The organism is Pelatocladus sp. BLCC-F211 (assembly GCF_041928655.1).
Lineage (GTDB): Bacteria > Cyanobacteriota > Cyanobacteriia > Cyanobacteriales > Nostocaceae > Pelatocladus.
This window is the reverse complement of the sequence record NZ_JBHFLM010000064.1, coordinates 1-16514: the sequence shown is the minus strand read 5'-3', so window position 1 is coordinate 16514 and position 16514 is coordinate 1. Positions and strand designations below refer to the sequence as shown.

Annotated in this window: 14 protein-coding genes; 5 read left to right on the top strand and 9 right to left on the bottom strand. The window is 42.1% G+C overall.

From position 1 onward, the window contains the following. Positions 1 to 66 precede the first annotated feature (66 nt). Positions 67 to 1317, bottom strand: coding sequence for a beta-ketoacyl-ACP synthase II (fabF, locus tag ACE1AT_RS07460; protein ID WP_374866844.1), 1251 nt, complete (start codon positions 1315 to 1317; stop codon positions 67 to 69). Between the two features lie 162 nt (positions 1318 to 1479). Then, positions 1480 to 1731, bottom strand: coding sequence for an acyl carrier protein (gene acpP / locus ACE1AT_RS07455; protein WP_374866842.1), 252 nt, complete (start codon positions 1729 to 1731; stop codon positions 1480 to 1482). A gap of 250 nt (positions 1732 to 1981) precedes the next feature. Between acpP and ACE1AT_RS07450 the strand changes: the two genes are divergently transcribed. Then, positions 1982 to 2887 (top strand): CoB--CoM heterodisulfide reductase iron-sulfur subunit B family protein, encoded by a 906-nt coding sequence (locus ACE1AT_RS07450; RefSeq protein WP_374866840.1) that lies wholly within the window; start codon positions 1982 to 1984, stop codon positions 2885 to 2887. A 162-nt stretch (positions 2888 to 3049) separates the two neighbouring features. Here ACE1AT_RS07450 and ACE1AT_RS07445 read toward each other — a convergent pair whose 3' ends face one another. The 3 genes from ACE1AT_RS07445 to ACE1AT_RS07435 all read right to left on the bottom strand — a co-directional run bounded on the left by ACE1AT_RS07445 (position 3050) and on the right by ACE1AT_RS07435 (position 8253). Next, positions 3050 to 5434, bottom strand: a complete 2385-nt coding sequence (locus ACE1AT_RS07445) for an AAA family ATPase (RefSeq protein ID WP_374866838.1) — start codon at positions 5432 to 5434, stop codon at positions 3050 to 3052. Positions 5435 to 5695: 261 nt separating this feature from the next. Next, complete coding sequence (locus ACE1AT_RS07440) at positions 5696 to 7096, bottom strand: amidase (protein WP_374866836.1); 1401 nt, start codon at positions 7094 to 7096, stop codon at positions 5696 to 5698. Positions 7097 to 7599: 503 nt separating this feature from the next. Further along, complete coding sequence (locus ACE1AT_RS07435) at positions 7600 to 8253, bottom strand: helix-turn-helix domain-containing protein (protein WP_374866834.1); 654 nt, start codon at positions 8251 to 8253, stop codon at positions 7600 to 7602. 245 nt (positions 8254 to 8498) lie between these two features. On the opposite strand from ACE1AT_RS07435, the gene ACE1AT_RS07430 reads away from it, so the two are divergent. The 4 genes from ACE1AT_RS07430 (at position 8499) to ACE1AT_RS07415 (ending at position 12010) form a co-directional block, all read left to right on the top strand. Next, positions 8499 to 8990 (top strand): Hsp20/alpha crystallin family protein, encoded by a 492-nt coding sequence (locus ACE1AT_RS07430; protein ID WP_374866832.1) that lies wholly within the window; start codon positions 8499 to 8501, stop codon positions 8988 to 8990. 285 nt (positions 8991 to 9275) lie between these two features. Next, complete coding sequence (locus ACE1AT_RS07425) at positions 9276 to 9875, top strand: tRNA-(ms[2]io[6]A)-hydroxylase (protein WP_374866903.1); 600 nt, start codon at positions 9276 to 9278, stop codon at positions 9873 to 9875. A gap of 60 nt (positions 9876 to 9935) precedes the next feature. After that, the gene (locus ACE1AT_RS07420; protein WP_374866830.1) at positions 9936 to 10421 is read left to right on the top strand and encodes a GNAT family N-acetyltransferase; all 486 of its coding nucleotides are present in this window, start codon (positions 9936 to 9938) and stop codon (positions 10419 to 10421) included. 107 nt (positions 10422 to 10528) lie between these two features. Next, the gene (locus ACE1AT_RS07415; RefSeq protein ID WP_374866828.1) at positions 10529 to 12010 is read left to right on the top strand and encodes a leucyl aminopeptidase; all 1482 of its coding nucleotides are present in this window, start codon (positions 10529 to 10531) and stop codon (positions 12008 to 12010) included. Positions 12011 to 12157: 147 nt separating this feature from the next. On the opposite strand, the gene ACE1AT_RS07410 is transcribed toward ACE1AT_RS07415, so the two are convergent. From ACE1AT_RS07410 to ACE1AT_RS07395, 4 genes are all read right to left on the bottom strand, one after another. Next, positions 12158 to 13234: an LOG family protein gene (locus ACE1AT_RS07410; protein ID WP_374866826.1), complete on the bottom strand. Its 1077-nt coding sequence runs from the start codon at positions 13232 to 13234 to the stop codon at positions 12158 to 12160. Between the two features lie 491 nt (positions 13235 to 13725). Next, positions 13726 to 14073 (bottom strand): thioredoxin, encoded by a 348-nt coding sequence (trxA, locus tag ACE1AT_RS07405; protein ID WP_374866901.1) that lies wholly within the window; start codon positions 14071 to 14073, stop codon positions 13726 to 13728. A 441-nt stretch (positions 14074 to 14514) separates the two neighbouring features. After that, complete coding sequence (locus tag ACE1AT_RS07400; protein ID WP_374866824.1) at positions 14515 to 15678, bottom strand: GuaB3 family IMP dehydrogenase-related protein; 1164 nt, start codon at positions 15676 to 15678, stop codon at positions 14515 to 14517. Positions 15679 to 16195: 517 nt separating this feature from the next. Beyond that, a partial coding sequence (locus ACE1AT_RS07395) for a zinc ribbon domain-containing protein (RefSeq protein ID WP_374866822.1) occupies positions 16196 to 16514 on the bottom strand: 319 nt, incomplete at its 5' end.

Genomic DNA, 16514 nt, shown 5'->3' with positions numbered 1-16514 from the left:
CTCCCTGATCCCCGATTCCCGCTCCCTGATCCCCGATCCCCGATCCCCGATCCCTGATCCCCGATCCTAAACAAATTTTCTAAATGCTAGCGTCACATTATGACCACCAAAACCGAAAGAATTGGATAGTGCTACCTCAACGCGCGCAGTGCGACTGACGTTTGCTATGTAGTCCAAATCACATTCTGGATCAGGATTTTCCAGATTGATTGTAGGTGGGAGTCGGTCGTTGGCGATCGCTAGTACTGTTGCTACTGCTTCAATGCCACCAGAACCGCCCAATAAGTGACCAGTCATGGATTTAGTAGAACTAATTGCTACTTTGTAAGCATGATCACCTAAAGCTTTTTTGATAGCTGCGGTTTCGTTGGGGTCGTTGACTGGAGTACTAGTGCCGTGCGCGTTGATGTAGTTAACCATTTCTGGAGTTAGTCCTGCATCCTTAAGCGCTAATTGGATGGCGCGTGACGCTCCTACTCCACCTGGTTCAATAGAAGTCATGTGATAAGCATCACAGGTCATACCATAACCGACGATTTCGGCATAAATTCTCGCACCACGACTGATGGCGTGTTGCATTTCTTCCAGAACTAAGATTCCTGATCCTTCGCCCATGACAAATCCATCACGGTCTTTATCAAAAGGGCGGCTGGCGTGAGCAGGGTCATCATTGCGAAACGAAAGTGCTTTACAGGCGGCAAAACCAGCAAAAGATAGAGGTGTAATAGCTGCTTCTGCTCCTCCACAAATCATTGCCTGGGCATATCCACCTTGAATGAGGCGAAAAGCGTCTCCAATGGAGTTAGAACCAGCAGCACAGGCTGTTACAGAGCAAGAATTAGGTCCTTTGGCACCAATGTGAATTGCTGTGAATCCCGCAGCCATATTGGCAATCATCATGGGAATCATGAACGGGCTACAGCGTTCTGGACCACGGTTAAGGTAAACCGTTTGCTGCTCTTCCATTACCTTTAGACCACCAATACCAGAACCGATGATCACACCTATTTGTTCAGCATTAAGGTCGTTAATAGTTAACCGCGCATCCGCTAGAGCCTGTTTGGCCGCTGAAACGGCAAATTGAGAAAACCTATCCATGCGCTTGGCTTCTTTACGATCCATGTAATCGTGCGGATCGTAATTTTTTACCTCGCCAGCAATACGGCAAGCATGGTGCGAAGCATCAAACAAAGTAATTTCGCCAATGCCATTACGCCCGCTTACCAATCCTTCCCAATATTCGGCTGGTGTATTACCTATCGGTGTAATCGCGCCAACACCAGTGACAACAACGCGTTTACGTATGAAATCTGTCATGACTAAGTTACAAGTGGCTCTCCGGTAGGACAAAACAGGGATTGGGCATAGGGCATTAGGACTTGCAAATCGGGCATTGGGAATTGAGAGTTGGAAATTGGGAATTGGGCTTGATGTAATTTTTACAATGCCCTATGCCCTATGCCCTATGCCCTAAGCTCTCTATGCGGATGTAGCAACTTCTTTGTTGATGTAATCCAATGCTTCTTGAACTGTGGTAATTTTTTCGGCAGCTTCATCAGGAATTTCGATATCAAATTCTTCTTCTAAAGCCATTACTAACTCAACAGTATCGAGGGAATCAGCGTTTAGATCATTAGCAAAATTAGCTTGTGGTGTAACCTGTTCGGGTTCAACACCCAGTTGCTCTACGACGATTTCTTTAACTTTTTCAAAAATGTCCGCTTGGCTCATAGATTTAATTCCTCAACCAGTTGCTATAGTCCGCTCTTTATGGGTTACATGGTTTTGAGCATATACATCTTAATCCGAAAGGGCGATCGCATACACCCTTTAAACAATTCTGTTTTGCAATTCTTACTAAAATTTTTTCAGAACCACGCCTCAGCACCAACAGTCTTGCAACCAAAACTAAGCGGTGATGATCAAAGCGATAATAAAACAGTTATTGTCGAGGGATGATACCTCATAACTTACAATTTCTATGCTATCCCATACATTGAAGTACGCTTACTACCCAGGTTGTGTTGCTCAAGGGGCTTGTCGAGAACTTCATCAATCCACAGTTGCTTTGAGTAAAGCATTGGGTATTGAACTCATTGAACTCAAAAAAGCTGCTTGCTGCGGTTCTGGCACTTTTAAGGAAGATTCTCAACTTTTGGAAGATACTGTCAATGCTCGAAATATTTCTTTGGCAGAAGAATTAAATTTACCCTTACTAACTCATTGCAGTACTTGTCAAGGTGTAATTGGCCATGTTGATGAACAACTTAAAGAATGTCAGAAAACAAATCCGGCTTATGTTGGGCAAGTTAACAGTTTGCTTCAAAAAGAAGGTTGTTCACCTTATCGGGGAACCACAGAAGTCAAACATTTGCTTTATGCTCTCGCCAAAGATTATGGCTTAGAGGAAATTCAACAACGCGTTAACCGTAAATTAACGGGGATCAAATGTGCTGCTTTTTACGGTTGTTATCTTTTGCGCGCCCAAAAATTTATGGCTTATGATGACCCCTTCCAGCCAGAAACAATGGAAAATCTGTTTCGAGCAGTAGGGGCTACACCCATTTATTACAGAGGTCGTACACAATGTTGTGGTTGGCCTCTTGCTAGTTATGCTACTACCGAGTCTTTCAAAATGGCTGGTAAGCATATTCAAGAAGCCATAGAAGCGGGTGCTGATTGTATGGTGACACCCTGTCCTTTATGTCACCTCAACCTAGATTCTCGTCAACCAGAAGTAGAAAAGGTGATTGGACACAAATTGAGTTTACCAGTTCTACACCTACCACAGTTAGTTGCCTTAGCGATCGGCATTAGTCCGAAAGAACTGGGTTTGGAAAGACACATAGTTTCTACTCAGCCCGTCTTGGAGAAGTTAGGGGTTTGAGGGTGTGAAGGGTGTGGGGAGTGTGGGAAGACAAGGGAAGGAGGACGTATCAATTAAAAATTAAAAATTAAAAATTAAAAATTGAGAAGAGGAACAAGAAAGACAAGGGAGAAATTTCTCTCAATGCCCAATGCCCCATGCCCATTGCCCATTGACGACCAATCAATTTTGAAAAAACGGTTTTTCCATTGGTGTCACCGTGACTTCTGGAGTAGAAGGTATATTTATTGATTGTGATGTTGGTTTTTGGGTAGGTGTGGGGGTAAAAATAGGTGCCGATGTCGTCTCCGGAGATGATGGTTCAAAAGTGGGTATTGGCGAATTTGTAAAAGATGGCAGATTAAATCTAGAACTTGGCGTTGGTGTAAAATTTATGTTTGGTTCAGTTTCTACTGATGGTGTTGATTCTGGAGTAGCAGTGGGTGTGGGTGAAGATGTTGGTACTGGTGTAGATATAGGTTTACTTGACTGCTGAGGCTGATCGAATTCTGGTTTGGGGAATGTCGGTGTCAGTACTGGATCTATTGTGGGCTGAGTTGGCTTCAAAGGTGACAGTGCGGGGATTTCTGAAGCTGCGGGTTTAGCAATTGGTGATGGTGTAAATGTGACTTTGGATTTGGGCTGGGCTAATGGTTCAGATGTTGCTTGAGGTAATTTAATCTCAGGTTGATTAGGTGAAGATGCTAAATGACTCGAATAAAACCAAGCGAAGAATCCACCGGAAGCCAAAATTCCGGTAGTAATAACCCCTTTTGGTGAGAGTAAAAAGTTTTGTTGCAAAGGCTGATATGAAGGTGCAGCTTGTCTTTCTACTATGTTCATCCGAGTTAGTGGTGACACTGAGGAAGACGGCAAAGTCTGGACATCTTTTTCTTTAATATTCTCAGCAACTCGGTTATTAATAACAGGCTGATTACCGTTTTTTGTCGAGTCAACTTTTGATTGTTGAACAGATTGAGGAACTTTTTTTGTGCTGTGATTTTTAGAGTTGGGGCTATGCTCGATTTTTGGCTGGATGGAAGTTTCACCGCTACCATTCTGTAAATGTTGAGGCTGGGGAACTGATAAAGATGAGGGAAGCAAATTAAAATTTTGGCGAGTGAGTGCTAATCCTGTGAAATCACTCAAAGATTCTCGTAATTCTAAGGCTCTCGTAAAGTATCTAAATGCTACCGTGTTTTCTTCTAAACATAGGGCGCGAGTACCAAGTTGATGTAAAGCCCAAGCTTCAGAAGCTTTGTCTGGTTCGGCTTGAGATGCTTGCAGTCCACGTTGTAGCACATGTTCCCACAAACCCCAGCGCTTACTTAAAGCTAGCAAACCTTCTACTGCTTTTGCTAAGTGTAAAACTACTTGCCAACGGCTAGCTCTAACTGACACTTCTAGTATTTGGACGATCGCATCAATTTTTGTCAGTAAAGTTTGTGGTTGCTGATGATACAACTGTGTCCAATCGATAAAGTAAGTGATCGCGTTTTCTAAGGGTGTTCCTAATTTCCAGGCTGGCGGTAATATTTCTCTGATTGTTTTGCTGATGCGATACCGAAAATCTTTCAGTTGAATCAAATCACGCTGTTGCAAATTTTCTAAAATTTCAGAGGCGTTTGGTTGTTTTGTAATCGCTGCAATCTCTTCCTCTGACAATCCCACTTCACCCATGACTGCGAAAATTTCCAAAACCTCTCTCTGGGGGTGTGATAACAATTCGATAATTTGTTGAATGAGATAGATGCTAGCTTGCGAATTTGGTAATTGACTAACAATTTCAGCTAGCGATCGCTTTTCTGTTAATGCGTAAGCGATCGCTAATTGCAAATGCATCGGGTTTCCTTTGAGGATAATACACAGGGATCTAGCAGCAGGTAATTCCTCCATGGTTAAAGAACGCCCCATTTTTGTTTCAACAAAAACTAAGGCATCTTGAATAGACAATCCAGAAAGTTCAGTAGAGTATGCTTGTTGGCGGAGACGTTGTTTTGCAGAAGCAACCAGAAAAGTACAGTTGCTAACAGCATTTCTTAACTGTCGCACTTCATCTTGAATAAGTTGAGCGCCGTCATCTAGGATGACTAGTGCGTGTTTATCCTGAATTTGTTGCCGGATTTCGTCATCCGTGGGTTTATAAGGGATATCACTTTCATAGAAAGCTTCCCAAATTGATTGCAGTAAATCACTGACATAGGGGTGATGGGCAGATAGATTAATCACACCATCGCTAAACACAGAATTAGCTTCTAGTTCTGATGCTAAATAACGCAATAAAAAACTTTTGCCAAAACCCGGCGGACTATAAAATTCTACTGCTTGTCCAGATTTTAAAGCTGCGATCGCTTCATTGATTGGTTTTTCACGCTCTAGAAGTTTCTCACTCAGAGGCTGACGTGTCAACTCTGGCGTAGACAGTTCTCGCAAACTCGGTTGTTCTTGTGTGATTCCTGATTCGGCGATCGCACCTTGGCTAGAACCGATTTTGAGAGTGTACTGACCAACAACCAATGTATGATTGGTATCTGTCCGTATATTTGCTGTTAAATTGCTGTGCGGCATAGATTTTTTTTCAATCATTAAATCGATTTTTACTCTATTTACCGCGATATTGCTACTTACATAGATATATATATTACATTATCTAAGTTTATGCGAACAATATTATCAGTATTTATATTTAATTCAAAATAAAATGAGTATTAAAAATTACTTAAATCTAGATTCGGAGGACAAGGGGGACACGGAGATATTATTAACATTTCTCCGCGTCTATGCGTAGCGTCTCCGTAAAGAGAATCCCCAATCCCCGTTCCCTAAAGTTCAAGAAGCAGCAAATGCAGGACGATGCTCAATCCAAGGTTTTGCAGTTTCTATTTGAGCGGCTAAACTGATGAGAGTGGTTTCAGCAGCGGGTTTGCCGACTAGCTGCACACTCATAGGTAAACCATTGGCGTCAAAACCAACGGGAAGTGCGATCGCAGGTAGACCAGTTGCATTCGCTGGCGGACAAGGAGCAACCCAATTGACAATATTTTGAAATGTTTCTTCCGGGCTGAGGTGCGCCCATTCTCCTACACGAATAGGTGAATGTAAATATACTGGCAAAATTAGTATATCTACGGTGTCAAAGAAAGCGACAATTTGCCGTGACACCATCTGCATTTGATATACTGCTAGCAGGTACTCACTAGCAGAACCACTACGTGCTAGTAACCAACGATTCATTGGTTGCAAGGCTTCTGGGGGAAGGCCTGAAGTCGCTACACTAGTTTGCCACACGATCTGAAATGGTTCTAGTAAACCGCTAAAATCTGGGCTTTTTTCTTCAACCGTGTGACCGAGTTCTGCTAATAATTTTACTGTTTGCAGAACGCCTTGCTGACAATTGGCGTCGGCTGTACCAATGGGTGGAATCGCTGTACCATAGGCAATACGTAGCTTACCAATTCTTTCTTTACTAGCAACGAGAAAAGATGGTTCAGGATCGCTTAACCAATAAGGATCGCCTGTGACATAGCCAGACATGACATCTAAAAGGGCTGCTGCATCCGCAACAGTACGAGCAATTGGGCCGTTAGTAGCAATTCCACTGAGGCGATCGCCCACAGGTGCATGAGTTACCCGTCCTCTAGCTGGCTTGATTCCTACTAATCCACAACAAGCCACAGGGCCACGAATCGAACCACCACCATCAGAACCTTGAGCGATCGCACATAACCCAGCTGCAACTGCTGCGGCTGCACCACCACTAGAACCACCGGGAGTGTATTCTAAATTCCAAGGATTTCTGGCTGGCGGAAAACCCGTAGGTTCTGTGTAAGGAAAAGAACCAAGTTCTGAGGTGGCAGTTTTACCAAGAAGAATAAAACCAGCTTGCTTAATCCGCGTAACTACACCATCATCAAAGTCAGGAATGTTGTTGAGTAACGCCGGATTACCAAAGTTACAAGGAACACCCGCCACAGGATTGAGGTCTTTGATTGAAATTGGCACACCAAAAAACGGTGGTAATTCGTTGCTATTTACCAACATTTCTGTCTTAGCTTTCGCATCAGCGATCGCTTGTTCTGCTGTCACCGTAAAATAACTGCCTAGTTGAGGATTCAGGCGTTGAATTCGTTCTAGATATATCTGCACTAATTCTAATGGCGACACTTCCCGATGTCGGATTAACCGTGCTTGTTCCAGGGCTGGGGTAAAGGCTAAGTCTATTGAGTTCATTAGAAACTAAGGACTAGGGTTAAAGATTAGGTAAAACGCAATACGGTTCAGTTAAGGCTAAAAACTAAAACTAGCGTAGGTTGGGGAGCCAGTGCGTTGCGGGGGTACCCCCCGTTGTAGCACCTGGCGTTTGAGGAACGTAGACGCGCCCTGCGCGGCTGATCGCAGAGTAACCCAACATTATCAAGGCTTTGTTGGGTTTCGCTTGCACTCAACCCAACCTACATTTCTTCTTAACTGAACCGTATTGAGGTAAAACGGTATCTTATGCATCCTGATGTCTAGATTTCACGACAACTACATAAAAACACGTATGTCATGTTTTAGAAATAAATTTTTAACTTATAGCACAAATCTATTTAGAGGGTTAAAAGTGTGACACTTAATTGCAGTACGCCTAGAACTAATTGTGTTTGTGTACTTTTCAGTTAGTGTGATCGCTCTTCTATAACAATTTTAAGAAATGCGATCGCTTTCTTTCCTAGCTAGTTTATGGTCTGAATTTAGATCGCTTCTGTTAGTTGATTGTTCAAGGTTTCAAGATCAATTTCGTAGCGTTGAAACAGGTCGCTTAAAATAGTCTTGTCTGTTTCCGCTAGGCGGACTAAACCCCACAACAGATGCTCAGTCCCAATAGATTTCTTACCCTGAAGCCGAACGACTTGCAATGCCAGCTCTAGAATGAACTTACTCTGTGGGCTAAATTTTGGATTCTCGCGAGATTCAAAAGAATGTTCATTGGTTTCTATGTCCAGTGTCGCGCCATTTGCTCGAAGTAAACGAGCAGAGGTTGTAGTTGGATCAGCTAACAAGCCAGCAAACAGATGTTCTGGCTCAACTTGTGATTTCTGCGAACGTGCTACCTCATTTCGTGCAAACTTGATTGCGTTGATTGCCTTTTCGGTGAACCGCTCGAAACCAAAGTGATTTTTGAATCGCTCAACAAGTATTTGCATAGAATTTTTTGCCTCGTAGATGAAAACGTCTTCAAGTGGAACGTTGAACAGACTAGCAATTTTGAAAGCCATGTCTAGGCTGGGGTCAAACTTGCCAGATTCAAAACCATTGACCGCCTGACGACTAACTCCTAACTTCCTGGCGAGGTCAGATTGTGACCACTGGTGCAGTTGCCGAAGTTCTTTCAGTCGGTTTTGCATAACTTCGTTGATTCGTGGTCAAGTACTACTTTACATATTTGAACGCCAAAGTGTCAAGTGTGACTTAACAAAGATTGTTTAGGTAATGCTAAGTTAGAGCGATCGCTCATTCTTCACTTCAGTTTAAAGACTGGTATTCACGCCCAAAATCATCCGGTTTACCTCACTAAGTCTTCAATAAAGAATCGCCATCATAGATTTATAAATCAAACCTCTAAAATTAAGGGCGAATAGGGGAAATTAAAATGACTATTATTCGTTGGCGGACTTACCCAGAAATTGATGCTTTCAACCGTCAAATGGATCGAATTGTTGATGATATGTTGAGAGTTAAGCATCAGGCAGAAATAACTTGGAAACCAGCCGTTGAACTCCAAAATACGAATGATCATCTGATTTTGCGAGTCCAAATTCCTGGTGTAGAAGCAAAAGATTTGGATATTCAGGTAACAAAAGCAGCAGTTGCTATTACTGGTGAACACCGTTACGAAAACAAAGCCAAAAACAATGGTCAAGTTCGTTCAGAATTCCGCTATGGAAAATTCCAACGGGTAATTCCTCTACCAGTAGCAATTCAGAATGATCAAGTGCAAGCAGAGTACAAAAACGGTATACTGAGGCTGACATTACCTAAAGTTATAGAAGCGCGTCAGAAAGTAGTGAAAATCAATTTAGAAAATAACACTACTGAACCAGTTGCAAAAGCAGATTCAACTGAAGAACCCCAAGCTGCTTAATTAGCAATTGAGCGAATCAAAAGTTTACCTAATTATTAGTTTGTTTGTGTGATGGAGATTCACCGCCTTCGTTTTCTAGAAATTAAATTCTAGACCACGAAGGGGTTTTTTTATAGTTTTTATTTGTCGTTTATTATTTGTTTGTAATGCTTAATGTCCACTCGATATAAAATAAAGTAGACAATTCTAAATTTTGACAAAAAATTCCTCGCGGCGGACAATTCCCCAGAAAATTCTGTGGGATCAATCCAAAATCTAAAATCCAAAATCTAAAATCGGATGACTGTGTTATCTTCTGCTTTACCAACGATTAACATTCTCAAACAACCTACCAGTTCTGCTTGGGTAGAACAGGCGATATCTAATTTAGATATTATCCTCCTCGACCATGCTCAATGCGAACGCAAAGCGGCTGGTGTGGCGTTGAACTTGATGTTTCGCTATCCTTCTAATGCTAAGATGGTGCGGGAACTCACCAAAATTGCCCGCGAAGAACTCGAACACTTCGAGCAAGTAAATCAATGGTTAGAAGATAAAAATATACCCATGCGCCCCCTGACACCTCCTCCCTATGGCGCAGGTTTAAAAGCCCAAATTCGCCCCCAGGAACCTGATCGCTTTTTAGATTCTTTGTTAGTCAGTGGTTTAATTGAAGCTCGTAGTCACGAACGTTTGGGTTTATTAGCTACTCATTGTCCTGAAGCGAAATTAGCCAAATTTTATCACGGTTTGATGGCATCCGAAGCGCGTCATTTTGGTACTTATTGGGTGCTAGGTGATACTTATTTTGACCGTGAAATTGTCATCCAAAGACTAGATGAATTAGCAATTATTGAGAGCGCATTGCTAGTAAATTTACATCCTGAACCGAGGATTCATAGTTAGGATCGGGGATGCAAAGACGCGAAGAATGAAGCTTGACTATTGACCATTGACACTTGACCAATGATTAATCATTATTACCAAGATTTTTTGATTCGGAATTGGGAAGAAGGCGATCGCATTCCTGCTTCAGAGGTTATCCGGTCGGTGTTAACAGAATATGGTCTTGCTTGGGAGCCAGATGGCGCGGATCGAGATGTGTTGCAAGTCGAAGAATGTTACTTAGCCACAGGTGGAGAGTTTTGGGTAATTGAATACCAAACTCACGTTGTGGGTACGGGTGCATACTACCCCATTCATCGGGGCAAAAAAGCTGTAGAAATCCGCAAAATGTATCTTTTGCCGAGTGCTAGGGGTGTAGGATTAGGGAAATATTTGTTACAAAAACTCGAAGGAGCGATCGCCAAGCGTGGTTTTCAGCAAATTTGGATTGAAACCGCCAGCGTTTTAGCAGAAGCAGTCAAATTATATGAAAGCAATGGTTATCAACCAGCAACAGGTGTAGAGACAACACGGTGCGATCGCGTTTATGTAAAACTACTAGCATAACGAAAAATTCTATCCATTGCAGTATTACCAACCAACAACTGTCAACAATCCATAAAACACAAATTTTACGCAATACTGGTACAAGAACTTTTACACAAAATAAAAAAATGGAAATTATACCTAGTAGTACCTCGCTTATAGAGTGGACTGGAGAGGGTCTGGCAGTAGGATTATTTGAAGATGCAGCAGAGTTAACTGGGGAACTGGCGACTTTAGATCAGAAGTTTGCTGGGTATATAAAAGAACTAATTGCCGAAGAAGAATTTAAGGGGAAAGTCGGTAGCACAGCTGTCACAAGATTAGCTAGTGGTAGTCCTGTTCGTAAAGTTATTTTGGTGGGTTTAGGAAAACCAGATGCAGTCAAATTGGATACTCTGCGTCGTGCTGCTGCTGCGGTTGCTCGCCAAGCCAAAAAGCAAAAATGTAAAACTCTTGGTATAAGTTTACCCGTTTGGAATAACGATCCTGCCCAAACAGCTCAAGCTTTGGCAGAAGGTGTACAGTTGGCACTATATCAAGATAATCGCTTTAAGTCAGAACCAGAGGATAAAGGGCCACAAGTAGAAACAGTAGAATTACTGGGGCTGAGTGGACACGAATCTGCGATCGCTCGTGCTAATCAAATCAGTTCTGGAGTAATTTTAGCTAGACAATTGGTAGCGGCTCCTGCTAACGAAGTCACACCAATTACAATGGCAGAAACCGCCATGGCGATCGCTTCCGAAACAGGAATGCACGTAGAAATTCTGGAACAGGAAGACTGTGAAAAGTTGGGTATGGGTGCATTTTTGGGAGTCGCAAAAGCTTCTGATTTACCACCAAAATTTATTCACCTGACTTACAAGCCAAATGGGACACCTAAACGCAAATTAGCAATTATTGGTAAAGGCTTAACCTTTGATTCTGGCGGACTCAACATCAAAGGTGCAGGTAGCGGGATCGAAACCATGAAAATTGACATGGGCGGTGCAGCAGCAACTTTTGGTGCAGCCAAAGCAATTGGTCAACTCAAGCCAGATGTGGAAGTTCACTTTATCTCCGCCGTCACTGAGAACATGATTAGCGGCCGTGCCATGCACCCTGGTGATATTCTCAAAGCATCTAACGGTAAAACAATTGAAGTTAATAACACTGATGCTGAGGGACGTTTAACTCTAGCGGATGCTTTGGTATTTGCTGAGAAACTCGGAGTCGATGCGATCGTTGATTTAGCCACCCTCACCGGTGCTTGTATAATTGCCCTTGGTGATGAGATTGCTGGTTTGTTTACACCTAATGATACTTTAGCCCAAGAATTAGAAACAGCAGCCCAGGGTGCAGGGGAGAAAATTTGGCGGTTGCCAATGGAAGAGAAGTATTTTGAAGGACTAAAATCTGGTATTGCCGACATGAAAAACACAGGGCCTCGTCCTGGTGGTTCGATTACTGCTGCTTTATTTTTAAAACAATTCGTCAAAGATACTGTGGCTTGGGCGCATCTGGATGTAGCTGGGCCTGTTTGGACTGACAAAGAAAATGGTTATAACGGGCCTGGTGCAACTGGTTTCGGTGTTCGCACTCTTGTAAATTGGGTGTTGAGTTATTCGTAAATTCAACTATTCTTTTCAGAATCAGCAAATTAATTTTTTATTTGCAAGGGGTAGGCAAACTACCCAAATACTCCTCGGTTAAGGATTTTTCGTCATAATTTTGGTATGTAGAGACGCGATATATCGCGTCTCTACAAAATTTAAATGTCACTTCAATTCTGGGTGCGCTCTATCTTCTAATGAAGGCGCACCCATACTATTGATAACAGCAATCATTTGATAAAGACGCCCCAAATCTCTTTGATTAAAGTAAAGAACTAAGCGGGGTAGTTCCAAAGTTTCATCTTGTCCTTCTTGAGGTAAAGCTTGGCTTTTTTCAATTCGTCCTGTTACCAGAATGTCACTAAAATCAGCATTTAATTGCTCGACCTCCGCATCAGATAAATTTGTTCTGAGGCGAATTACTAAGCGATCGCCTACATAACGACTAGAATGATAAACCTGGTAAAAGCGGGTAATAGCATTACAAGCTACGACCAAATCATCTGTCACTGTATATAGACTTGGATCTTCGGGACTTACCAAGCCATTTTGCACCAATTGTTTATCAATATATTCGCTCCAAGCTCGCCAGTAGCCTCCACCAGGACGATCAATTAAGACTACGGGTACTGGGCCAAACTTACCTGTTTGGCTTAAAGTCATACACTCAAAAGCTTCATCTTGAGTCCCAAATCCACCGGGAAATAAAGCAACAGCATCACTTTCTTTTAAAAGAAATAACTTGCGAGTAAAGAAATATTTAAAATGAATCAGCTTTGGATCACCCTCAATAATTGGGTTTGCTTGCTGTTCAAAAGGTAGTTGAATATTTAGACCAAAAGAATTTTCTCGTCCAGCACCTTCGTGACCGGCTTGCATAATCCCACCACCACCACCGGTCATAACCATGAATCCCAGTTGAGTAACATAGCGGGCGAAGTCAACAGCCATGTGATATTCTGGGCTTTCTGGTGATAGGCGAGCCGAGCCAAATATGGTCACTTTTCGGACATGTCGGTAATCATGAAAGAGCTCGAAACCACGCTCCATATCTATTAAAGCAGCCGACATAATTTTCCAATCCAGGCGATCGACTTCGCTCTCAGCCAGACGCACTATGGTAGCTAGCGCCTGCTGAATATATTGTCGATTCTTCAACTTTGGTAAACGCTCAAATAATTCGGCGATATCGGTTTGGAGAGACTCTAACTCTAGTATGTTAAACGACGCAGATGAGGTCATGAGAACTGTAGCCAATGCGGCATTATATTTTACCTAAATTTGATCTAATATGACATTTCTCTGGAAAGCCCTTTGATTGAAATAAAAAAGCACCTCCAGTTATAAAAACTAAGGCGCTACTACTTCCTTACCAACCAAAAATTGCTTTGCAACAACATAAATCTAGTGCAGCGTGCCAAAAATGGCTACAACAGTAAAAATAAGCTAAAAGATTGCTAGAAAAGCTTTACAGCTTTGTATTTTTACCTTTTGCACTAGTTTTTCTACTGGTGAAAGGACAAACAAAGGTGAAAAATGAATCACAGATGACTTTTTTAGGGTAGGCTTTATTGCTATTGTGTGTTTAGTAGTTAAACACAGTGCAAACTACATAGTTGGAAAAATATTAGACTTAGGAAACCAAGGTCAGTATTCCTTTATTTTTACTGGCAAATATTTAGGATGTTTTTGGAGTGAAAAACACTCCAAAAGTATTTGCAGTAACTGAAACTTTAAAGATATTTTTCCAATGTATTAGCTAATGTAGTTTTTGGTACAGCGCCTACTACCATATCAACTTTTTGTCCACCCTTAAAAATCATCAATGTGGGAATGCTGCGGATACCGTACTGACTAGCAACATTAGGATTCTCATCGGTATTGACCTTAACTACCTTGAGCTGACCTTCGTATTGAGCTGCTATTTCATCTACAACTGGGGCTACCATCCGGCAAGGACCGCACCAGGGTGCCCAAAAGTCAACCAAAACAGGAACTTCGCTGTCTAATACTTCCTGCTTAAAAGTGGAGTCGGTAACTTGTGCGGCTGCTGACATGGCTACAAACCTTTGCCTATATATTTTTGATCGTGCTGAAATTCTACCATAGCAAAAAGCACTGCTTGGAGTGAGAAAGATAGATTTGTATATGATATCTTTTGCAAAAGTTATTCTTTCAATAATTGAGGAAAGGTTAAAGAGTTTTTATTTTCCTCTACCCGTTACTGTGTAACCTTATCTCTGCTTTTTACAAAAAGTATATGGTTTTAGCATTTTTTTATAAACAAAAGGAACCGCCCGAACAGTAGTCCGGGCGGAGTGTGGTGTGAGGAGTGAACGGAAACATGCGTCTCCGCTATTTCTATTGTAGGCGACATATGTGATTTTTCCAGGAAATGTTTTAGAGTCTGGAAAAATTTTTTTATAGTCGTTGGTAGTTGGTAGTTGGTAGTTGATGGTAGGTTATTTTTTTACAGTTACTACCCACACTCTCCATACTCTCCTTACTACAACTAACTTATTTTATTTACCCATACCTAGTTGTTGAGCTTTTTGGTATACTTTACCCTCAGTTAACAAGGAAGGAGCAATCACAACTTCAACTTGCTGCATTTCTTTAATGTTTTTGGCTCCTAATGTTCCCATACTAGTTTTTAAGGCTCCCAAAAGATTATGAGTACCATCATCTAGCTGGGCTGGACCAACAAGAATTTGTTCTAAAGTACCAGTTGTAGCTACGCGAATGCGTGTCCCACGAGGTAACACAGGGCTAGGAGTTGCCATACCCCAATGATAGCCTCGTCCTGGCGCTTCAGCAGCCCTTGCAAAAGGAGAACCGATCATGACTCCATCGGCACCACATGCAATGCACTTACAGATGTCACCACCAGTGATTAAACCACCATCAGCAATTACTGGAATATATTTACCTGTTTGTTGATAATACTCCTCACGGGCGGCTGCACAGTCTGCGATCGCAGTTGCTTGTGGTACACCCACTCCCAACACGCCACGGGAAGTACAAGCAGCACCGGGACCAATACCGACAAGAACCGCAGCAGCCCCTGCTTTCATTAAGTCGAGTGTGACTTCATAAGTCACGCAATTACCCAAAATCACAGGTATGGGCATTTCTCGGCAAAATTGAGCCAAGTCAAGGGGTACTATAGATTCTGGGGACAGATGTGATGTAGAAACTACTGTTGCTTGTACAAAAAATAAATCTGCCCCTGCTTTTGCAACTACTGCACCATATTTACTTGCGCCTGCGGGAGTCGCACTAACTGCGGCTATACCGCCTTGTTGTTTAATTTCTCTAATTCTTTGTTCAATTAATTCTGGTTTAATGGATTCAGCATAAAGTTCTTGCATCAAGGGAACAAATTCTTCTTTGCCCACCGAAGCTATTTTGTCTAAAATCGGTTCTGGGTCCACATAACGAGTTTGAATTCCTTCTAAATTCAATACACCCAATGCTCCTAATTTTGACAGAAGCACGGCCATGCGAACATCTACCACACCATCCATAGCGCTGGCAATAATTGGGATTTCTCGCTCAATATTACCAATACGCCATTTGGTGTCTGCTAAACTTGGATCTAGCGTCCTGTTTCCAGGTACCAAAGCTATTTCATCTATGCCGTAAGCCCTACGAGCTGTTTTCCCCCGCCCAATTTGAGTTTCCACGCTGTTAATGTTCCCAAATCTGTTTAAGCTAGGGTATCAAATTGTGAGAAGATTTGCAGCGATTTTTTTTAAACTAACCACCTAACTTACAAAAAACGCCAACAAAAATCAAGGTAAACAACAAGGCTGAATGAATCAGTTTTTGCATCTTTTTTTACTTCAGGTTGATGTTAGTTAATGAGGGCAAAAGGGTGTAAAGATGTGAGGATGTGAGGGATAAGGGTGTGAAGATGTAAGGGTGTGAGAGTGTAAGAAAAAACAAGAATTTTTCTTACATTCATCTCTTTAAAATACGCCGAGATTTTTACCCCACAGCCACAGAATCCTATTACACTCCTATATCCTTACTCCCCAACAGCTCTTTTTTTGACCAATACGGAAATTTCACCCTTTGAGAGTAACCCATGGAGGGATTTGTATTGCTAGGATAAATTTCAGATTATTCAAATCAGATATTAATCAAATTATAGAAATTAGACACTCACGTAAGCAACCCACGGCTAAAAGCCGATGGGCTTCAGCCCAGTTCAAAGTAGTTAGTCGAAAACAGATTTAACTGTCCTTTCAACTGACAACTAATCCCCGGACTTTTGGGCTGGATTACGGACAACCCCAAAGCTGCAATATTTAAAGCAGCATTAATATCAGCGTCATGCTCAAAACCACAATGTCCACACTTAAACGATTTACCAGACCGATAAGATTTGCCTTTAATGGGGTGAACATGTCCACACCTAGAGCAAGTCTGACTGGTATATGCGGGTGGGACAAACACCACTGGTACACCAGCAATCGACGCTTTGTACTCAACAAACAACCTCAATTGGTAAAACGCC